Origin of the sequence: Lactobacillus rizhaonensis (assembly GCF_036246345.1) — a bacterium.
GTDB lineage: Bacteria > Bacillota > Bacilli > Lactobacillales > Lactobacillaceae > Lactobacillus > Lactobacillus rizhaonensis.
Genome location: NZ_BTTV01000001.1, coordinates 88,882 through 107,193 on the forward strand (window position 1 = coordinate 88,882; position 18,312 = coordinate 107,193).

Sequence of the window (18,312 nt, forward strand, 5' to 3'; positions counted from 1 at the left end):
CGTAGCATAAAAAGACCGCTTTTGCTATAAATTTATTCCCAATTTTGTTTTAAAAAATCCCAAAATAGTGTACACTAGGTATAGTAGTGTATTAGTACACTTCGCTTAAACAATTATGATTGTTCCAAAGTTTGTCGGAAGTACGCAGCTATACTTAATTTAATAAGGTGAGTCCCATGTCCTTTAAAAAGATACTTTTAGTTTCATTGCTAACAATTACGGCTTTCTTTTGTTTTCCTTTTTTTATTCATAATGAAATTGTGGATTACTTCAACCTTGCGATTCCGGAAACCAAAAGTTATGCTCAAGTACCGAAAAATACTCAACAATATTATAACGTTCAGGCTTATGATTCAAAAACTGGAAGTAAGCTTCCCTATAAAATAAATAGGGTAGGAGGATACGATCCTAGTTTGGAATATATAAAAATTGATCACAGAGGCCAATATGTTAAGGAAATTCAATATGTTTCTAAAAAAGAATTTTCAAAAGTTGTAAATAAATAGAAGTTCTAAAAATTTAAGGTAGCAGTAATTAAACTTGTTATATTTAAAAGTTGAACAAAAAGTAAATGTTTAGGCAAGCAGAAAGGAAATACCATGTTTGAAAAAATGTTAGTACCAATATATGTTTGTTTTTTAATCATCACTAACCAAATTCCTTTAAACCATAATTCATGGACTGATAGAGCAGATCCCACAATTGACGAAGCTATAAGTTATGCGAAAGTTCCGGGTAATACTCAAGAATATCTAAATGTTCAAGCAATAGATCCAGAGACTGGAAAAAAATTACCATATAAAATCAAGAGAGTGGGCGGCTATGAACCAGGTAGGCAATATATAAGGATTGACCACAAAGGTCAGTACGTCAGAAAGATTGATTATATTTCAAAAAACACTTACCTAAAGGCAATTAAAGGAGATAATGAGTAATCACTTTGTTATAATCTAAAAAAGGCATAAAAAAAAAGACATAAAAAAAGTCTGCATTATTGCAGACTTTTTTTAAATTGATAAATTAATCTTTATCAACGCTGTCTGGGAAGGTAGCTAAACGCTCGCCTTCGCCAAGTTCTTCTTCGATTTCAAGTAAACGGTTGTACTTTTCAACACGCTCTGAACGAGCTGGAGCACCAGTCTTCAATTGACCACCGTTAACGGCAACGGCAAAGTCAGCGATAAATGTATCACCAGTTTCACCTGAACGGTGGGAAATCATGGTGTTGTATCCATTCTTACGTGAAAGACGAATAGTTTCCAAAGTTTCAGTAACAGTACCAATTTGGTTTAACTTAATCAATGAAGCGTTACCGGCACCTTCCTTAATAGCTTTAGTCAAAAGCTTAGGGTTAGTACAAATAAAGTCATCCAAAACAATTTGAATTCTGTCTTTGTGGCTTTGAGTAAATTTAATCATGCCGTCAACATCATTTTCATCGTATGGGTCTTCAATTGAGATTAACTCTGGGAATTCGTCAAGTAACTTGTCGTAGTATTGAGCTAATTCTTCATCGTTAAATACTTTACCTTCGAAGTGGTACTTGCCGTCTTCTTTGTTGTAGAAGTAAGAAGCAGCACAGTCACAAGCTATGGCAATGTCTTCACCAGGCTTGTAACCAGCCTTAACGATAGCATCGTGTAAAGCTTGTAAAGCTTCTTCAGAGTTCTTCATGTTAGGAGCAAAACCACCTTCATCACCAAGGCCAGTTTCGTAACCCATATCTTCAAGAACTTTCTTTAAAGTGTGGTAAGTGTTAACGATCTTTTCAAAACCATCACGGAATGAAGTCTTCTTAACTGGAGTGATCATGAATTCTTGAACGTCAATACCGTTGTCAGCATGCTCACCACCGTTAATAACGTTGTGGAAAGTTTGAGGCATTTCAAGATCAGTGCCGCCAAGGTATCTGTATAAAGGTTGGTGGCTGTCTTTTGCGGCAGCAGCTGCAGTAGCCATAGATACACCTAAAATGGCGTTAGCACCAAGCTTAGCTTTGTTAGGGGTACCATCTAATTCAATCATTACGCGGTCAATGTTTGCCTGATCGTGTGGATCCAAACCCTTTAAGGCATCAGCAATTTTAGTATTTACGTTTTCAACGGCTTTGGAAACACCTTTGCCGCCTACACGACTGCCACCATCACGTAATTCAACTGCTTCATTTTCACCAGTTGAAGCACCTGATGGAACCTCAGCTTTACCAACGACACCATTTGATAAGGTTACAAAAGCCTCAACAGTTGGGTTACCACGTGAATCATAGATTTCCAGTGCATGAACATTTTCAATGACTGATTTTAACATCTAAAAACCTCCTAAATAATAAATGCTGTACTATTTTGTGTAAGTACATACATTAGTGGAGCACAAGCTCCATATCTACATCACAAATTTTAGCCTAAGTTTGTGATTATGTAAACATTTGTAAACGATTTCTAATGTTAAAAAATATTAAAAATATTTTTGTCGCTTTTTTTGCAGGTTTGATTTATTATTTAGCTATATATTTTTTAAAAAGGATAGTTTATTTCTATAAGGATATAAGATATGGATAAAGTAAAGTTAATAATCGACTCTGGTTCAAACGATAGAATGAATGATGATTTAACTGTCGTACCCCTAACAATGACCATTGCCGGAAAAGATTTTGTTGATGACGAAAATCTTGACATTGACAGTTTTATTGCTAGTATGGAAAAAAATACCGAAGAAGGTAAGACATCATGCCCTAGTATCAATCAATGGCTAAATGCTTTAAAGGGATCAGATTTAGCAATCATTATGACGATTACCAGCGGTTTAAGCGGAAGCTTTTCATCTGCATTTCAGGCAAAACAAATTTATGAAAAAGATCATCCTGGAAGTCATGTGCTTGTAGTTGATTCCAGAACGGCCGGACCAGAAATTTCTGTTATTTTGCGAGAAATTGAAAGGTTAGTTAATAGTAAGACCCGTTTTGTAGATTTAGAGCAAAAAATTTCGGATTACAAGACACATACACATTTACTTGTCGTATTAAAATCGCTTCATAACTTAGCACTAAATGGTCGGATAAACATGGCCGTTGCCAAAGTAGCAAAAGTTTTAAATATTGATGTGGTTGGCACCGCCAGTGATGAGGGTAAATTAGAGCCATTATCAAAAGTTAGAGGGATAAAGCGTGCTTTTAAAGAAATTCTTAAATTAATGGCCGAAATGAAATACAAAGGTGGGCGTTTGATTATAGATCATTGTAAAAATGAAAAAGATGCCCAAACTTTAAAAGAAAAAATTTTAGCAAGTTACCCTCAAGCAGAAATAGTAATTCGTTCAATGAGAGGGCTTTGTACCTTTTATGCCGAAGAGGGCAGCTTAATGATAGGCTTTGATGATTTATGATTTTTAATAGAAGAAAGTCCGCCATTTTTTTAAAATTAAATTTTGTGTAATATCGAAATAATTTAACGTATCAAAAAACAGCTCTAACTTTTTAGTTCAGGGCTGTTTTTTAAATAATCATTAGTAATAATTGTTGAGAAATGCTAAAACAGAATACTGCAAGCGATGTTGCTCCAATAATATCCGATGGAAAATGGGCTTTAAGGCTAATACGGGAAATGACCACCATTAGCCAAATTATCAGCAAAATCCAAAGCAGCCTGTTTCCTAGTCGTCCTGCAAAAAGATGCCAGATAATTAAAGCCATGACGGTACTTCCTAAAACGTGACCACTAGGGAAACTATAGCCATCTTCTAAATCTGAGTGCAGAATTGGACGTTTTCTGCGCATCCACTTTTTCAAAAAAATCCCAATTAAATCGGTAAAGCCTAAAGTAAATAAGGCCCAGAAGGCAAGCAAATTTTCATTATTGCTAATTAAAAAACTTGCCAGAAATACATCCAACACAACCAGCAGTTTTGGGTCGTTAATAAAAGCAATTATTTGCCAACCAATGCCATCACGTTTTCTGATCAATTTGTGATGCAGCCAATGATCGAATAGATTAAAACGCCGTGAATTTCTGACATTAAAGATAAGTAGTATTAGTATTAGAGCAGATATCGTTGCTAGCCAAAAGTTAATATTCAAAACACATCCCTACCTATAATTTATATTCGTTTGTATTTTAACAGCAACAAGGCAAAGGATAAAAATTAAAATCTACTCTTGAGTAAAACTTAATATTTGTAATTTAAAGGAAATTCAGAATCTGAGTTTTTATCAAAACTAGTTTTAGTAAGGTAATTATTTTAAAAGAAAGCTTGACTATAATTAAAACCAACTTAAAATTATTATTATCAAGTTAGAGCGTAATTTAGGAGGAAAAAATGAATAATAATCACACTTCTAAGCAAGAGACTGTGGGTGAAGCTATACGTGATATTGCTCACCATGAACATAACTTTGCTTTAGCTGATAATTCTACAAATCATATTGGTGATCTCGTTGTTTATGGCATCCTTTATCTTTTGACACTTTTGCTTTCTATTATTTGGTTTGACTGGCTATTTGTATTGTTAGCTATTGTGGCAATCATTAGCGTAATTCGTTACCAAAACTTCTTGCGACACAAGGTTAATTCCCAAAAGATGACATCGTTTTTCGTAAATACTAGTTTGATATCAACTGGAGTGAGGTCTTTTGTAATAGGAAACGCACCATTACTAGCTCTTAGTATGCATACTCAGGGAAGATTTAATTTCTTTATTTCTTTGCTAGTTGGCCTATTTACGGCTTTGATTGGAATAACTTGTCAGTATCATTACCTAACTAATCATCAAGTCATTGACAGGCAAAAGGAAGCACTAGGAAAGACCTGCAAAAATGCTGTTGACTTTAGTGTTAATAGTTGCAAAAAGGGTTATGTCAGCCAAGGCTTTTTCTTTGATATTGCGTGTGGTTTTGCGCTTTTGGCAAATTATTTTTCCTATAAAGAATTCATCTTAGTTAAATTTGAAGCTTGGCAATTTGTTTTAATTACTATTTTAATAGTATTGGGTACAGTTCTATTTCAAAGGTTTTTACATAATAAAGTTGTTTCAAATAATATAAGTAAAGACTTTATATGGGGCACTTTATTAATGACGGCTGCGCGCGGCTATCTGATAGCCATTGCACCCTGGGTTGCAATGTGTCTGTTCAAGGGCAATTCAATCAATTGGTTAGCAGCAAACCTCTTAGGAGCATTAGTAGCAATAGTTGGAACTGGATTGCAATATAAATATTTATATAATGTCAGAGTCTTTTAATTATAAGACTAAATTTGGATAACCTTAACAGTTGTGACGCTGATACAAAGAGAAGCCAGTAAAAGTAATTTCTTTCACTGGCTTTTTTAATACCGAAAGTAGATTTGGTTATAAAGCTTAATTCTATTTTTCTATTCATTTAATCTTTTTCAACAGGATTTCTTATAGAATGTCAAGTATCAAAAAGAATAAAAAATGGGTATACTAAAGGTATTTCAAAAGTCGCCCTTTGAAAGTTAAATATTTGTTTAACAGATAACGCTTATTGGCATACAGCTTGCTGATAATGCTGCTTTTTTCTATATTCATCAAAGTCTTTTGAAAATGAAATGCTGGTTCATCTTTATAGTTGTATTTCGACGAACTTAATTTGTTAATAAGCATTTTGCGTTGCAGACTATCTCTATTCAATATTAGAAGAGCTAAAAAAGCTGAGTATAAATCATTTTTTCTGATGAAGAAGAGTCATTTGTTTCAAGAATTTTGTGACCCAAATAAAGTTCTAAACTTTTTCTAGTGGGAACAAGAAAAATTTTCTGATTTTCATTCACTTTGTAAAGATAAATGGGAGATACGTGGGCAGCAGTGTTTCTAAAAAAGATAGTATTTGTGTTTTTGAATAAAAATAAAATAATGTTGAATCAAAAACTAAAGATGAGGGTACTGAAAAAGAAAGTAAGAACCCGCCCAGACCAGTAGATAACAGAATCAGTTCTAACTTTCACCAGTTGTTAGTTGACCAAGATGCAAGCTATTTGACCACTGAACCGCCAGCGATTGACGTTGACGACGATAAGCTTAATCAGCAAAACAAAATACGCTGGGTGACAACTTTGGCTTAAGGTTGAAAGAGCTAGTTATAGATGCGACTAATGCCAGTATAGTATGGCTACGTTACTGAATAGATGAAAAAAGATAATTTAGGTAAGCAATTGTACCACCTGATCAAATAACCCCGATATATTCTACTGATCTAAACTGTAGACTCGTTGCATTGAGGCGATCGTACAAAGAATTAAACCTAGACACAGTGAAGTATCACTAGGTGCATGAATATGGGATCTGGCAAACGGTTACTGCCTTTAAGTCAAGAAATTAGCAATTTCAATATTTACCAACACTAAAAGCGCATACGTGTGAAGAGTGCACTCATTTAGACGAAAAAGTCTTTGATTTAAAAGATAAAGTAGAAGGTTTAAATTACCCTTTAATACATCCATATTATAGATGTATGACAATGCTATTGCTTGATAGCTCTGAAAGATGGGCACATAACCCTGAAACGGGCAAGGGTGAATATGTTGGAAACATGTCCTTTGAGCAGTGGAACAAGCAAATTGAAATTAGATGTATTAAAGAAAAAGAACAAAACCGTATTAATAAATACGAAAAAGTTGTTTCTTCTATAAAAGAAGCGCATAATATGTCGACTAAAGGTAAGCCATTATCAGTGATTGGTAGATTAAGTAACGGTAAGCTAGTTAAGTATAGGTATTATGATGAAACAGGCTATGTTGACAAAGATTTAGACTTAACAGACCATGGCAATAAAAAATGCATAAGTTCGTACCACATTTACGTTTTTGGGTAAAACAATTTGATAAAACCCGTGGCAAAATAAGATTATATAGAAGAACTGTAGACCATTAACTGAAAACTAAATTGAGAACTTAAGGAGGTGGCACAATAATGAGTAAAATTAAGAGTTTAGCTCAATTTAGGGATTTAATTGAAACAGGATATGAAATAGAGTTCACTTTAAATAATCAGCGTTGGTTATTGGAGCCAGACCAGAATGCGGCTTATTTTACAGAAAGACGTGAGCTAGGCAGTGGTGATTATGTTAAAAAGTTCAAAGATACTAATGAAGTATTGAACTTTGAAATTGAGGGTAAAAAGTTATCCGAATTATATTCTAAAATGGATAATGTTCAATGGTAACTATAGATTCAAAGTTTTATATTAATCAGGTAGCATATATGGGTCCAAATAAAATGACTTTAGTACAGATTTTAGGTAATTTTCGTGCTAGAAATGTAACTTTTACTTTAAAAGATGGAACTAAACGTACAATTTTTGTTAATGAGATAGAAGACGAGTCAGATGATCAACCTGAAACGTTATTTATGGCAGATGACCCTAAAGATGATGTATGGATTTCAGATGTGGTCAGTGCAACAGCTTTATAGCAAGTAAACTATATGCCAGTAAAGAAGTAGGGCAAAATTGAAAAAAAGTGAAAAAGAAGCAATTAATGTCTTAAAAAATGCATTTAATACTAAAGAACTCTATATGTATACATTCACTATTCAAGATTATTTTGCAGATGAAACGGATCAACTAGCAATAGATAATCCTAAAATGGAAGATTATTTGAATGATGTTATTCCTGAGTTTACGGAAGAATACGATGAGACAAAAAAAGACATATGGCTAAATGATTTAAAAAAAATCATTAAAAAAGCAGAATTATTGGCATAAGTTTGAGTTTCACAGGACATATGCAGAATGAAAAATTTAGATACAATAGATAAGTTGATAAATATTCTTGGGTGCTCGGTTGCTTTTTATGTTAGCAACTTTTTTATCAAGTTTATGTCTTTGCTTTGTAGGAGGTATACTTCCATATAGCTTTTTAAAGAATACACATTATCTTGATATTTTTGATAAATATCAAGATAATATTCTAATAGTTCTTATTATGACTTTCTTTTTTCTGATTGTGCAAAGTGGAATAATATTTTAAAAAAGGTATGTTGATAATACGACATTAAATAAATGGAAAAATCAATATGAATATGGTGGTAACAGTCGACAAATCGAAATAAAAATTGGACTAATTGAACAGGAAAAACAAGGCTTAGCAAAGTTTCTTTCATTCTGATCTTATAAGATTAATGATAAATTACGAAAAAGCTTAAAATTAATGATTATGATAAGGAAAATATTGCAAACCTTTATTAAGCTTTAAGTAAATTATCTAAATATCAATCGAACAAGCCATTGTACCGTTCACTAAACTCTTGGAACGAAGAAGAACTGACTGATTTTTTTAAAAAAAGCCAGGTGCAATATTAGTAGAACCCAGTTACATTTCTGCAAGCAAAGCAATCTACGATGAAAATGATAACGTTCAAATTATTATTAGAAATAGCAAAAATGGCGTTGATTTATCAGATTATGGATTAGCAGAAGAAAAAGAGGTACTATTTGGACGTAACAGAAAATCCAAAATTCTAAAAGGTTATACCAAAGGTGAACAGATAATATTGGAGGTTGATGAAATTGAATAAGAAAGAGCCCTATTCAGACCTGCGCTGGCACTTACCTAGTGGTGGCAAGGTAATTGGAAGAGACCACCCAGAGACTGAGGAAGAAAAAAAGCAGACAAAAGAACTGATCGAGTTTGCTAAGAAACTACCTAAATCAGCTTTTGATAATGAACACCACAAAAAATTGAGAGAGCAAATAAGAGCGGCAAACAAAAAATATGGTTTGCCAGAAGACGAAAATTTATAACTCGAAGTTAAAGCAGCAATTAAGCTGCTTTTTTGTCCCCCGAGCAAGGCGTAAAACTGCTTATTTTTTTTGTGTTCGCCACACGTAAAAAAAGCGAGAGAGGAAACAAATAAATAAAACGTGAAGAACTAAAAAAATTAAATTTAACAGATGAACAAATTGACAAAGTAATGAGCCTACATGGCGCCGATGTTGAAAACTAAAAGTCCAAGATTAACGAACTGAATAAGACTAACGAGTCTTTTCAGTCGCTGATTGCAGAGCGTGACAAGGATTTAAAAACACTCAAAAAGCAAGTAGAAGACAAAGGCGCACAATCACTGATATTAAGGCTAACTATAGTAATGATTGGGATTCATATGAATTAAAAAATGAATGTTATTGGAGAACGCTAGTAGATCCATTTGATGTAGACGAATCTAATTATGTTGTTTCAATGGCAAACAATAGCCGTCAATTTAACCTTGATGAAAAAATACCCGAAATGGACAATTACATGTTTAGTAAACTATTTTTAGGAAACCAAACTAAAGATAGTGGCTAAGGTGTTACAACTAATACGTTGGACGAGAAGAAGATTTTAGCTGCCTTTGACGTTATGATAGTCGATTTTGACAACAGCCAATTTGAAGAGTTTGCCAAGCATGTTAATGCCCAGGTATCTGGTGGTAAACTTAAAAATGAAGTTAAGAAGAATGCTAAAAATGTTTTGGAAACATATAAGCTAAAGGCGTAAGTCTGAACATAGGTTAAAACTGGTAATTTAAGACGAAGTTGGATACTAAAAGGCACTTTTTATCGGGTTCAGATATCGCTATGGAGAAATTTAAAAATATATCAAATAAGCCACTCAGATTAATTTCTGGGTGGTTTATTTTGTTGTAAAATTAATTATAATTAAATTGAAAAGTGTATGTATAAAGCAGATAATCGAATTAAGTATTTTAAATTTAAGAAGGAAAATAATTATGAATATTATTTATGAGAAAGATTGGCGTGCCATAGTACCTACCCTATGTTGGAGTTGGATTACTGCTTTTATTTTAGCTATTCCAAAATTAATTGATATTTACTCTACAGATTATTATTTAGACAATCAAGCTGGAGTAGTTGTTTATAAGCATGGTTTGATTAATAAAAGACAAGAAAACATTGACCTTTATCGTATTAAAAACATTTCTTCAAGAGAAAATATATTTAGCGGAGGCTATATTTACGTTACATTTACCGACGGAACGGTGAAAACACTCCCATATATAAAAAATGCAAATGAGGTCTCTATTAGTCTGAGAAACATTGCTAATACAAAGCGTGTTGAGCAGGGAGTAAAACCAATTGAAATTTTGAAATAATAAAGAGTAATTTCCTAAATTGCTCTTTATTATTTTTATGCCGTGTGAATGCCGTGCGGAAGAATAATAAAAGCTTGTAATAGCTAATATTACAAGCTTTTTAACTTGATTTAAGGAGAGTACAGGATTTGAACCTGCGCGCCAAGGAAAAACTTGGTTCGCCGGATTTCGAGTCCGGTGCATTACCACTCTGCCAACTCTCCGTAACGAATAACATTATACCTTATCTAAAATTTTTTTCAACTTGTTGTTTATCCATAAAACTGGGTAATAGTCAGTATTCTGTAGTTTTTTATCTGTCGTGCAATGAAAAAGATAATGTTGTAAAAAATAATAATAAATGTTAAGCTACAAATTAATTTAAAATTAACTTATTTAACATTTTATTTAGACAGCCTACAGAAAAGGGTGTGGCAATGGACGGTTACCTAACTAAAAAATCAGCATTTAAAGAAGCACTTCCTACTATATTTGGTTACATTGGTATTAGTACAGCTTTTGGAATTATCGGTAAAGCAAGTGGCTTTTCTACAATCGAAGTATCTTTGATGTCTCTTATTATTTATGCTGGATCGGTCCAACTTACAACTCTCAATATGCTGGTTGCTGGCAGCCCGATAGCTTCAATTATTTTAGCGGCTTTTTTAGTTAATTCTCGGGTAATACTAATGAGTACAACCGTCGCAGGCTACTTAAAACAAGAAAATCTAAAAAGAAATATCCTGATTGGAACTTTTCTCACCGATGAGAGTTTTGCTCTCGGTATGAATAAAATAAATTATACAAAAGGCAAATTAAACTTTACTTGGTTTAATACTGTCAATATTATTTCTTATTTGACTTGGCAAGCTGGAACACTCCTCGGTGCAATATTAGGCGGCTTTATTACAGACCCTAAAAAGTTAGGACTGGATTTTGCCATTGTAGCAATGTTTATCGGTCTACTTTATTTGCAAGTGTTGGGTGACAAAAATCTTAATAAGATATTACAGATAATAGTAATATTAATATCTTTTGCGTTGACCTACTTATTGACCATTGTTTTGCCCGCTAATTTAGTAGTAATAGTTGTTACCCTGATTGGCTGCAGTTTAGGAATGGTGCTAAAATATGTCTTCTTCTAAATATATTTTAATAACGATTGTTTTGTGCGGAGTGACCACTTTGCTTTCAAGGGTGATACCATTTGTTTTATTAAAAAAATTTTCATTGCCACCAAAGTTAGTTGAATTTCTCTCTTTTGTTCCCATAGTAATTATGGCCGCACTCTGGTTCAGTAATTTAATTATAGCTAGGCCAGGGCATTTGCCTGAATTTAATTGGCAGTATGTTCTAGCATCCCTGCCGACCTTTGTAGCTGCAGTCATTAGTAAGTCTCTATTAGTCATTGTGATAGTGGGAATGATTTCCCTAGCGGTTCTGCGTTTAATTTAAAAACAAATTATAGAACGATATGATCTCCGAAATTAAGACAATTTCGGAGGTCATATTTTTTTCTAAATTATCTCAATAAGATAACATTGAAATTCATGAAAATCCCACTCTTACTCCTTTAAATCTCCAATCGTCTTGAGGTAGGTTTTGATCTTTTGTTCTACAAACTCAATATTATCTTCAATTTTCTTTTCTTCTTCGTGTAGATAATCTAATTGATTAAATAATAAAACTAATCTTTCGGGGATAGTTTGATTGCCCGCATAACGTAATTTGGCATATTTTTGCATTTCTCTAATGCTCATGCCTGTTTTTTTTAAGCGTGAGATAAAACTGATCCAAGCTACATCTTTTTCGCTATAAACCCGGCGATTGTTCTCATCTCGCTTTGGGAAAAGTAATTTTTGCCTTTCATAATAGCGTAATGTGTCAATTGAAAAACCACTAAGTTCTGAAAATTGACCAATTGAATACTTCATCGAATTTCCTTTCAAAAATAATTTTGATTTCAGTAAATAGTATATCGTCATATTTTATTACTTCAAAATTTTTTGAAAAGTAGTTGACATGGACTATACTCCAGCAATTATTCTAAAACTTGTTAAATATCAAAAAACAAAATGAAAAGGAGAAAACTATGACAAACGATGAACGCTATCAAAAGGGTCTGGAAAATTTAGAGAAAGTGGACAGGGAAGGAGGCCAGTCAGTTATTGACTCACTTGCTGGCTTATCAGAAGATGTGGGGCGCTACATTATTGAATTTGCTTTCGGTGACATCTATGACAGGAAAGTTTTAGATTTGAAGCAAAGAGAAATGATCACCATCACAACTTTGTTGACGCAAGGTGACACTGAACCCCAATTGAATGTTCATATTAATGGCGCCTTAAATGTTGGCTTAACGCCTGAAGAGGTAATTGAAACCTTTATTCAAACGATTCCCTATGTTGGATTTCCTAAAGTCCTGAATGCGATTACTGTTGCAAAACAAGTATTTAAAGACCGCGGAATTGATTTCACTAAGTCTCATAAGAGTGAATAAAGTTATGATAAAAACTAGTTACTGTTAACAAGTATGCTAGTTTTTTAATTTCATGTTTTTAAAATGTTAGCGAATGTGATTTTTTAGCATCAAAGACCAGAATATTTGAATTTAGGTTAATTAATATTTTGTATTAATGATTAAAGAAAGTGTTATATGGGAAGTTCATTATCAAAACGTGCTGCTGTGTCTGATACTATTCCAACTGTTTGTGGTTATCTGGGAATTGCAACTGCTTTTGGCGTGATCGGTCGAGCCACTGGTTTTTCGACTATTACTGTAATTTTAATGTCGCTTATTATGTACGCTGGCTCGGCAGAATTTACTACTGTTAGTATGCTGGCGTTGGGTAGTCCAATAGGTTCAATTATTTTTACCGCATTTATGGTCAACTCAAGAATGATTTTAATGAGTACGACTGTTGCGCCCTATTTTAAAAAAGATAGTTTGGGTAAGGGCGTTTTAATTGGTACGCTTTTAACTGATGAAAGCTTTGCTTTAGCTATGAATAAAATTAATTATACAAACGGGAAAATGAATTTTACCTGGTTTAATACCGAAAATATCATTTCTTATGCGGCCTGGGTTAGTGCAACAGTGATCGGTGCGGTGCTGGGCAATTTTATTAAAAATCCCCAAAAATTAGGACTAGATTTTGCAAATGTGGCAATGTTTATTGGGTTATTATATTTGCAAATAAAGGGTGATAAAAAGCTAAATAAGCTGCTGCAAGCAATAGTAGTTTTATTGACATTGGCGTTAACATACGGTTTAACGATATTTTTGCCCGCCAATTTAGTTATTATTGTTGTTACGCTTATCGGATGTACATTAGGGATGGTAATAAAACGTGTCTTCTTCTAACTATATATATTTAACAATTATCGGTTGTGGGATTACAACTTGGTTATCCCGGGTACTGCCTTTTTTTCTATTAAAAAAATTTTCTTTACCAAAAGTGGTAGTTGAGTTTTTATTATTTGTGCCAATTGTCATAATGTCAACTATGTGGTTTTGCAATTTATTCATAGCTCAACCAGGACAATTACCCAAGGTAAGAGTAGATTTTTTAATTGCTTCGGTACCAACTGTGGTAGCAGCAATTATTAGTAAATCTTTGCTAGTGATTGTAATTGTAGGCATAATATCTTTAGCAGTCCTACGCTTAATTTAGAAAATTTAAGTTAAAAATGGTATAATATTAATATTATAAATATTTTGGTTGGAGTTTAAGGCTTTCAAGAATTGTTCTTTGGTTTGGGTTGCCAAAGCAATTTGTGAAGGCCTTTTTTTGCTGTAGAAAGCGGGAGTGCAAATGATGTTTTTAGGTATGCTGAGCGTTATTTTATTAGCCACGTTAATTGGAGGACAATTTAGTGCCAGATTAAAATTGCCGGCAGTTGTTGGTGAATTGCTGGCTGGAATAATAGTTGGTCCTGCAGTTCTTAATCTTGTGCAACCTACAGAAATTATAAAAGTATTCTCCGATATTGGTGTGATTTTTTTAATGTTTTTGGCTGGCCTTGACAGTGATCTGAAAACTTTGAAAAGGTTACTGCGTCCCAGTATATTGGTGGCTGGATTTGGCATGATTGTACCAATCATTATTGCTTATGTCACTGGCATTATTTTTGCATTTTCTCAAGTGGAAAGTTTGTTTTTAGGCTTAACTTTTTCAGCCACCTCTGTTTCGATTTCTGTTGCAGTTTTGCAGGAAATGGGGCGCTTACAAGGAAAAGAGGGCATGACAATTTTGGGCGCAGCAGTAGCAGATGATTTGCTCTCAATACTACTTTTGAGCATTGTTAGTGGGCTAACGGGTTTATCTGAACCCGGCTCAAATAAGGGCAAAGATTTAATTCTAAGCCTACTGACTCAAGCAGCATTCCTGATACTTTTAGTTTTGGTTAGTGTTTACGTTATACCCCGTTTGATAAATTTAAGTCAGCGTCTGACATTACCGGTTCCAGAGACGCTAGTGGCAATGATTATTGTAGTAATGGCTTCTTGGGGAGCTGAGAAGGTGGGCTTTAGTAACCTGATTGGAGCCTTTTTTGCCGGACTAGCATTGAATCGTACTTCAGCGCAGAAAACTCTCAAAAAGAATTTTACGGTAATTGGCTACAGCAGTTTTATTCCCATCTTTTTTGTTAGTATTGGTTTAGACATGAGTATTAAAGGCATTCTAAATGACTTTATTTTATTTTTGGTCTTGGTAATTGGCAGTGTTTTTTCAAAATTGGTGGGAGCGGGGTTAGGAGCAAAACTAGCAGGTTTCAGTAATTCCAGTTCATTATTGGTTGGAACCGGGATGGTTTCTCGCGGTGAAATGGCTCTTGTTGTCGCACAAATAGGCTTAACTAACCATTTACTAGCGCCAGCGGCATATTCAACAGTGATCGGAGCAATTATTATGACCACTGTGGTTTCGCCCTTTCTCCTAAAATGGTCAATATCAAAAATGGTTCAGAAGTAATGAATCCTAAAAATACCAATTACTAACGCCATAATCATCTGCTAAGCCTTCTAGTCAAATCTCTTAAAATTGCTTAAAAGTTATGATAATATGAAAAACATGTTTTTTATTGTTAAATTTAAGCAGAAGGTAGGAAGGTCGAATGAAAATTCAGCCAGGTGCTGAAATCTTTAAATTAAGATGGTATATTAAGCAAATGCGCGGTTGGAGCTTTAAAACATATTTATTGTTAATGTTGGGAATAGGCATTATCATCGGTGTTACTGTAGCATCGCCCATCAGTCAAACTTCTTTGTTAACGATGATTGCTGCTATTCTGGGCTTTACGTGCACACTCGCTATCACTAACGCTAGGCAAATTAACGGTATCTTGGGTTTAGTTTCTGCTGCGATTTATATTATAGTTTCCGTATATGCTAAAAACTATGCTAATGTTATTTTACAAGCTATTTATATTTTACTATTGGATTTACCCGTCCTAATGTTGCCGTCCTGGTCTGAAGACACGGAAAAACATATTCATGGTTTAACGACTAAAAAATGGCTTATGACTGTTAGTTTTTTTGCTGTAGTTCTAGCTTTACTTTATCTGCTGGACACAAAGATTTTTAGTAGTCCACGTCCTGTAATTGATGCCACAGCTGGTGCAATAGGAATTACTGGTTCACTTCTTTGTATGTTGCACTTTCGCGAACAGTATTACTTTTGGACTATTCAAGGAATTCTATCAATTATTTTATGGGGAGTTACTGCATTTCAAGGAGATGCTAATCTTACACTATTTTTAACATATATTTTATATTTAACTAATGATTTACTTGCTTTTACTGATAAGCATGTTCACTGGTTTCATTAACAAAAAAGAAGTTTTGTTTGCACAAGACTTCTTTTATTTTTCCAAGTGTTCTTTCACAATTTTACTTAAGATTTTGGTTGCACCTTTACCGGCTTTATCATCATAATAAGATTGATAGCGTGTATCATTATCATAGGCATTAACAATACCCAAGTGAATTTTAGTAGAATAATTTGGCATGATGATCTGCAGCCATTTCTGGTGGTTTTTAAAAATAGCAGCACTTAAATCTTTTTCTTGCGTGGGATCTTTAACAACTGCTTGCAAATCTCGTACAAGATCGGCTTCCGTTTCTTTCATTTTATGATATTTTTCTTCAGTTAGTTGATTTTTTTCAGCCATATTTTCCTCCAACGAATTATTCAAATACTTAAATTACTATAACAACAAAATAAGTAAAAATCACATAAAAATACGTAGAATTTAATTCCAAATAATTGGTAAAGCTAAGCAGATGCTAAGAAATCAGTTAAATAAAGCGCTATAATAAAGAGAGAGGCGAATTAATGATTACTTTTGTTTGGGCAGAAGATCAAAAACACCAAATTGGTATAGATGGACATTTACCTTGGAAACTGCCTGCAGATCTACACCACTTTAAAAAAATCACTTATGGTCATCCAATTATCATGGGCCGTAAAACTTTTGTGAGCTTACCTCATCTTTTGCCGGGGCGCAAACACATAGTTTTGACGACTAGTTTGACTTTAAAAAATAAATATCGTGATAATAAACAGGTTTCAATTATTAATTCAGTTAAAGAATTACAAGACTGGATCAACAAGAATAGACAGCAAAATCTCTGTGTGATAGGTGGTAATTCGGTTTTTAACGCTTTAAAAAATCAAGTAGATTGTTTAGAAAAAACTGAAATAATGGCATCATTTAAAGCTGATGTTGCGATGACGAAAATTAATTATGATGACTTTACTTTAGTAAAAAAAGAATCTCATCAACCTGATAGTTTTAATCATTATTACTATGATTTCCTAACATATTTAAGAAAGGAGAAATAACATGAAACAGGTTATCACTTCAACAATTGTTTTTATAATCTGTATTATGACATTAATTAGCAGCTTTTTTCTGGCAGAAAACTTAAACCATAATTATTGGTGGCAAGTAATTGGTATGGCCATCGTTACTTTTGTTGTAGGACAATATTATTTCCAAATGATCAAATCATACCAATCAACTAAAAAATAATTTAATTTATGGTTGACAGATTATTTTTTCAATGTTAAATTAATAAACAATTAAATAATTAATACATCTTGAAAAGCAGAGTAACTAAAATTTTGCTAATAAAGAGAGCTGACGTTTGGTGAGAGTCAGTTAGCAATATTTAGTGAACATGGGCTTGAAATGATGACTACTAGTGATATTTAGCTAGTGGCGGAATTGCATCCGTTATAATTGCAAGCTATTGTTAGATAGCTGTTGAGGTTTATTACGTGAGTAATAGACAAATTAAAGGTGGTAACACGAAGCACTCGTCCTTATTTGAGGAAGAGTGCTTTTTTTATTGAAAAATTGGGAGGTTTTTCTGATGACAAAAAAGAGTCGCAATATAATTATTGGAGTGATTGCAGCAATTATAATTGTTGCTGTCGGCTGGTTTAGTTTTGGTAAAAAAAGTGGTGACCAAAAGAGTAATCACGTTGTAACTGTAGGTATAGTTAGTGAAACAAAACCAAAACAAATCATTTGGAACAAAGCTGCAAAATTGGCTAAAGAAAAATATGGAGTAACAATTAAGATCAAGAACTTTACCGATTACAATCAACCTAACAAGGCAGTTAAAAGTGGGGATATCGACCTTAATTCATTTCAACACTATGCATTTCTCAAAGCATGGAACAAAGCAAATCACGGCGGTGTAGTTGCAATTGGTCGAACTGAAATTAACCCTATTAGACTATATTCTAAGAAGTACCACAAATTGAGTGAAATTCCTAATGGCGCAACTATAGCTGTACCAAATGATGCAAGTAATGAATCTCGTGCACTCTTTGTTCTCAAAAATGCTGGTCTGATTAAGTTACGTAAAGGCAAAATTTTAGTTTCAGCTGCTGATGTAATTAAAACTTCTAAAAATATTAAAGTTAAAGAAGTTAGTGCCGATCAATGTGGCCGAGTAATTAATTCAGTTGATGCCGCTGTTGTTAATAATGACTTTGCAGGTCCTGCTGGTTTAGGTAAGAAACAGACAATTTTTGTTGAGCCAGTTAACAAAGACTCTCTGCAATGGGTAAACATCATTTGTGCAAAGAAAGGTCAGGAAAAGAATAAGGATTACCAGGCAGTTGTAAAAGCGTATCAAACAGCTGAAACTAAGCGTCTAGACAAAAAGTTTTATGGTGATATGAGTAAACCTGCTTGGGACGTTAAGTTTTAA

General features: G+C 33.5%; 25 protein-coding genes, 1 tRNA gene, 1 pseudogene and 1 other annotated feature. Of the genes and pseudogenes, 22 read left to right on the forward strand and 5 right to left on the reverse strand.

The annotated features are described in order from the left end of the window. Positions 1 to 176 precede the first annotated feature (176 nt). Positions 177 to 506: a YxeA family protein gene (locus AAA915_RS00405; RefSeq protein WP_338198873.1), complete on the forward strand. Its 330-nt coding sequence runs from the start codon at positions 177 to 179 to the stop codon at positions 504 to 506. Between the two features lie 93 nt (positions 507 to 599). Next, positions 600 to 935: a YxeA family protein gene (locus AAA915_RS00410; protein WP_338198875.1), complete on the forward strand. Its 336-nt coding sequence runs from the start codon at positions 600 to 602 to the stop codon at positions 933 to 935. An 85-nt stretch (positions 936 to 1,020) separates the two neighbouring features. Here the strand turns inward: AAA915_RS00410 and eno are convergent, their stop codons facing one another. Next, positions 1,021 to 2,307, reverse strand: coding sequence for a phosphopyruvate hydratase (eno, locus tag AAA915_RS00415; protein ID WP_110446171.1), 1,287 nt, complete (start codon positions 2,305 to 2,307; stop codon positions 1,021 to 1,023). Between the two features lie 243 nt (positions 2,308 to 2,550). Between eno and AAA915_RS00420 the strand changes: the two genes are divergently transcribed. Beyond that, positions 2,551 to 3,381 (forward strand): DegV family protein, encoded by an 831-nt coding sequence (locus AAA915_RS00420; protein ID WP_338198878.1) that lies wholly within the window; start codon positions 2,551 to 2,553, stop codon positions 3,379 to 3,381. A 109-nt stretch (positions 3,382 to 3,490) separates the two neighbouring features. Here AAA915_RS00420 and AAA915_RS00425 read toward each other — a convergent pair whose 3' ends face one another. Beyond that, a complete protein-coding gene (locus tag AAA915_RS00425; RefSeq protein WP_338198880.1) occupies positions 3,491 to 4,072 on the reverse strand; it encodes a phosphatase PAP2 family protein in 582 nt (193 codons plus the stop codon). A 239-nt stretch (positions 4,073 to 4,311) separates the two neighbouring features. Here AAA915_RS00425 and AAA915_RS00430 point away from each other — a divergent pair, with 239 nt between their 5' ends. The 9 genes and pseudogenes from AAA915_RS00430 (at position 4,312) to AAA915_RS00470 (ending at position 10,103) form a co-directional block, all read left to right on the forward strand. Further along, complete coding sequence (locus tag AAA915_RS00430) at positions 4,312 to 5,232, forward strand: hypothetical protein (protein ID WP_338198882.1); 921 nt, start codon at positions 4,312 to 4,314, stop codon at positions 5,230 to 5,232. Between the two features lie 677 nt (positions 5,233 to 5,909). Then, a pseudogene (locus tag AAA915_RS00435) lies at positions 5,910 to 6,074 on the forward strand (phage portal protein); the annotation flags it as partial. Between the two features lie 395 nt (positions 6,075 to 6,469). Continuing rightward, complete coding sequence (locus tag AAA915_RS00440; RefSeq protein ID WP_338198884.1) at positions 6,470 to 6,823, forward strand: hypothetical protein; 354 nt, start codon at positions 6,470 to 6,472, stop codon at positions 6,821 to 6,823. A 98-nt stretch (positions 6,824 to 6,921) separates the two neighbouring features. Further along, entirely contained in the window at positions 6,922 to 7,173 is a 252-nt protein-coding gene (locus AAA915_RS00445; RefSeq protein WP_338198886.1) for a hypothetical protein, read from the forward strand. Continuing rightward, positions 7,167 to 7,421 carry a hypothetical protein gene (locus AAA915_RS00450; RefSeq protein WP_338198888.1) on the forward strand — a complete coding sequence of 85 codons (255 nt, stop codon included), beginning with the start codon at positions 7,167 to 7,169 and terminating at the stop codon, positions 7,419 to 7,421. The genes AAA915_RS00445 and AAA915_RS00450 overlap by 7 nt, the downstream gene beginning before the upstream one ends. 37 nt (positions 7,422 to 7,458) lie before the next feature. Next, the gene (locus AAA915_RS00455; protein WP_338198889.1) at positions 7,459 to 7,713 is read left to right on the forward strand and encodes a hypothetical protein; all 255 of its coding nucleotides are present in this window, start codon (positions 7,459 to 7,461) and stop codon (positions 7,711 to 7,713) included. A gap of 804 nt (positions 7,714 to 8,517) precedes the next feature. Continuing rightward, positions 8,518 to 8,751: a hypothetical protein gene (locus tag AAA915_RS00460; protein ID WP_338198891.1), complete on the forward strand. Its 234-nt coding sequence runs from the start codon at positions 8,518 to 8,520 to the stop codon at positions 8,749 to 8,751. Between the two features lie 562 nt (positions 8,752 to 9,313). Continuing rightward, positions 9,314 to 9,487: a hypothetical protein gene (locus tag AAA915_RS00465; RefSeq protein ID WP_338198892.1), complete on the forward strand. Its 174-nt coding sequence runs from the start codon at positions 9,314 to 9,316 to the stop codon at positions 9,485 to 9,487. A 232-nt stretch (positions 9,488 to 9,719) separates the two neighbouring features. Further along, complete coding sequence (locus AAA915_RS00470; RefSeq protein WP_174795586.1) at positions 9,720 to 10,103, forward strand: PH domain-containing protein; 384 nt, start codon at positions 9,720 to 9,722, stop codon at positions 10,101 to 10,103. Between the two features lie 113 nt (positions 10,104 to 10,216). Here the strand turns inward: AAA915_RS00470 and AAA915_RS00475 are convergent. Continuing rightward, positions 10,217 to 10,306, reverse strand: a tRNA-Ser gene (locus AAA915_RS00475). Positions 10,307 to 10,519: 213 nt separating this feature from the next. Between AAA915_RS00475 and AAA915_RS00480 the strand changes: the two genes are divergently transcribed. After that, positions 10,520 to 11,227 (forward strand): AzlC family ABC transporter permease, encoded by a 708-nt coding sequence (locus AAA915_RS00480; protein WP_338198895.1) that lies wholly within the window; start codon positions 10,520 to 10,522, stop codon positions 11,225 to 11,227. Then, positions 11,214 to 11,537 (forward strand): AzlD domain-containing protein, encoded by a 324-nt coding sequence (locus AAA915_RS00485; RefSeq protein ID WP_046324933.1) that lies wholly within the window; start codon positions 11,214 to 11,216, stop codon positions 11,535 to 11,537. The genes AAA915_RS00480 and AAA915_RS00485 overlap by 14 nt, the downstream gene beginning before the upstream one ends. Before the next feature lie 110 nt (positions 11,538 to 11,647). On the opposite strand, the gene AAA915_RS00490 is transcribed toward AAA915_RS00485, so the two are convergent. Further along, positions 11,648 to 12,016, reverse strand: coding sequence for a MerR family transcriptional regulator (locus AAA915_RS00490; RefSeq protein ID WP_338198898.1), 369 nt, complete (start codon positions 12,014 to 12,016; stop codon positions 11,648 to 11,650). Between the two features lie 158 nt (positions 12,017 to 12,174). On the opposite strand from AAA915_RS00490, the gene AAA915_RS00495 reads away from it, so the two are divergent. The 5 genes from AAA915_RS00495 (at position 12,175) to pnuC (ending at position 15,914) form a co-directional block, all read left to right on the forward strand. Then, entirely contained in the window at positions 12,175 to 12,582 is a 408-nt protein-coding gene (locus tag AAA915_RS00495; RefSeq protein ID WP_174795484.1) for a carboxymuconolactone decarboxylase family protein, read from the forward strand. A gap of 156 nt (positions 12,583 to 12,738) precedes the next feature. After that, positions 12,739 to 13,446, forward strand: coding sequence for an AzlC family ABC transporter permease (locus AAA915_RS00500; protein WP_294830064.1), 708 nt, complete (start codon positions 12,739 to 12,741; stop codon positions 13,444 to 13,446). Further along, positions 13,433 to 13,756 carry an AzlD domain-containing protein gene (locus AAA915_RS00505; RefSeq protein ID WP_338198903.1) on the forward strand — a complete coding sequence of 108 codons (324 nt, stop codon included), beginning with the start codon at positions 13,433 to 13,435 and terminating at the stop codon, positions 13,754 to 13,756. Before AAA915_RS00500 ends, AAA915_RS00505 begins: the two co-directional genes overlap by 14 nt. 141 nt (positions 13,757 to 13,897) lie before the next feature. After that, positions 13,898 to 15,058 carry a cation:proton antiporter gene (locus AAA915_RS00510; RefSeq protein ID WP_338198905.1) on the forward strand — a complete coding sequence of 387 codons (1,161 nt, stop codon included), beginning with the start codon at positions 13,898 to 13,900 and terminating at the stop codon, positions 15,056 to 15,058. Between the two features lie 142 nt (positions 15,059 to 15,200). After that, on the forward strand, positions 15,201 to 15,914 hold the full coding sequence (gene pnuC / locus AAA915_RS00515; RefSeq protein ID WP_338198907.1) for a nicotinamide riboside transporter PnuC: 714 nt from the start codon (positions 15,201 to 15,203) through the stop codon (positions 15,912 to 15,914). Between the two features lie 33 nt (positions 15,915 to 15,947). On the opposite strand, the gene AAA915_RS00520 is transcribed toward pnuC, so the two are convergent. Beyond that, positions 15,948 to 16,280 (reverse strand): TipAS antibiotic-recognition domain-containing protein, encoded by a 333-nt coding sequence (locus tag AAA915_RS00520; RefSeq protein ID WP_338198908.1) that lies wholly within the window; start codon positions 16,278 to 16,280, stop codon positions 15,948 to 15,950. A 140-nt stretch (positions 16,281 to 16,420) separates the two neighbouring features. Between AAA915_RS00520 and AAA915_RS00525 the strand changes: the two genes are divergently transcribed. The 3 genes from AAA915_RS00525 to AAA915_RS00535 all read left to right on the forward strand — a co-directional run bounded on the left by AAA915_RS00525 (position 16,421) and on the right by AAA915_RS00535 (position 18,312). Further along, a complete protein-coding gene (locus AAA915_RS00525) occupies positions 16,421 to 16,930 on the forward strand; it encodes a dihydrofolate reductase (RefSeq protein WP_294830057.1) in 510 nt (169 codons plus the stop codon). 1 nt (position 16,931) lies between these two features. Next, positions 16,932 to 17,120, forward strand: coding sequence for a hypothetical protein (locus AAA915_RS00530; protein WP_294830055.1), 189 nt, complete (start codon positions 16,932 to 16,934; stop codon positions 17,118 to 17,120). Between the two features lie 59 nt (positions 17,121 to 17,179). Then, positions 17,180 to 17,418, forward strand: a binding site (T-box leader). A gap of 42 nt (positions 17,419 to 17,460) precedes the next feature. After that, entirely contained in the window at positions 17,461 to 18,312 is an 852-nt protein-coding gene (locus AAA915_RS00535) for a MetQ/NlpA family ABC transporter substrate-binding protein (protein ID WP_294602725.1), read from the forward strand.

Bases quoted from the DNA above. Each gene is read 5' to 3' on its own strand.
- AAA915_RS00470 (WP_174795586.1), top strand. From the start codon at position 9,720: ATGAATATTATTTATGAGAAAGATTGGCGTGCCATAGTACCTACCCTA.
- AAA915_RS00445 (WP_338198886.1), top strand. From the start codon at position 6,922: ATGAGTAAAATTAAGAGTTTAGCTCAATTTAGGGATTTAATTGAAACA.
- pnuC (WP_338198907.1), top strand. From the start codon at position 15,201: ATGAAAATTCAGCCAGGTGCTGAAATCTTTAAATTAAGATGGTATATT.
- AAA915_RS00500 (WP_294830064.1), top strand. From the start codon at position 12,739: ATGGGAAGTTCATTATCAAAACGTGCTGCTGTGTCTGATACTATTCCA.
- AAA915_RS00510 (WP_338198905.1), top strand. From the start codon at position 13,898: ATGATGTTTTTAGGTATGCTGAGCGTTATTTTATTAGCCACGTTAATT.
- AAA915_RS00440 (WP_338198884.1), top strand. From the start codon at position 6,470: ATGCTATTGCTTGATAGCTCTGAAAGATGGGCACATAACCCTGAAACG.
- AAA915_RS00490 (WP_338198898.1), bottom strand. From the start codon at position 12,016: ATGAAGTATTCAATTGGTCAATTTTCAGAACTTAGTGGTTTTTCAATT.
- AAA915_RS00485 (WP_046324933.1), top strand. From the start codon at position 11,214: ATGTCTTCTTCTAAATATATTTTAATAACGATTGTTTTGTGCGGAGTG.
- AAA915_RS00495 (WP_174795484.1), top strand. From the start codon at position 12,175: ATGACAAACGATGAACGCTATCAAAAGGGTCTGGAAAATTTAGAGAAA.
- AAA915_RS00525 (WP_294830057.1), top strand. From the start codon at position 16,421: ATGATTACTTTTGTTTGGGCAGAAGATCAAAAACACCAAATTGGTATA.
- eno (WP_110446171.1), bottom strand. From the start codon at position 2,307: ATGTTAAAATCAGTCATTGAAAATGTTCATGCACTGGAAATCTATGAT.
- AAA915_RS00420 (WP_338198878.1), top strand. From the start codon at position 2,551: ATGGATAAAGTAAAGTTAATAATCGACTCTGGTTCAAACGATAGAATG.
- AAA915_RS00450 (WP_338198888.1), top strand. From the start codon at position 7,167: ATGGTAACTATAGATTCAAAGTTTTATATTAATCAGGTAGCATATATG.
- AAA915_RS00405 (WP_338198873.1), top strand. From the start codon at position 177: ATGTCCTTTAAAAAGATACTTTTAGTTTCATTGCTAACAATTACGGCT.
- AAA915_RS00480 (WP_338198895.1), top strand. From the start codon at position 10,520: ATGGACGGTTACCTAACTAAAAAATCAGCATTTAAAGAAGCACTTCCT.
- AAA915_RS00430 (WP_338198882.1), top strand. From the start codon at position 4,312: ATGAATAATAATCACACTTCTAAGCAAGAGACTGTGGGTGAAGCTATA.
- AAA915_RS00530 (WP_294830055.1), top strand. From the start codon at position 16,932: ATGAAACAGGTTATCACTTCAACAATTGTTTTTATAATCTGTATTATG.
- AAA915_RS00410 (WP_338198875.1), top strand. From the start codon at position 600: ATGTTTGAAAAAATGTTAGTACCAATATATGTTTGTTTTTTAATCATC.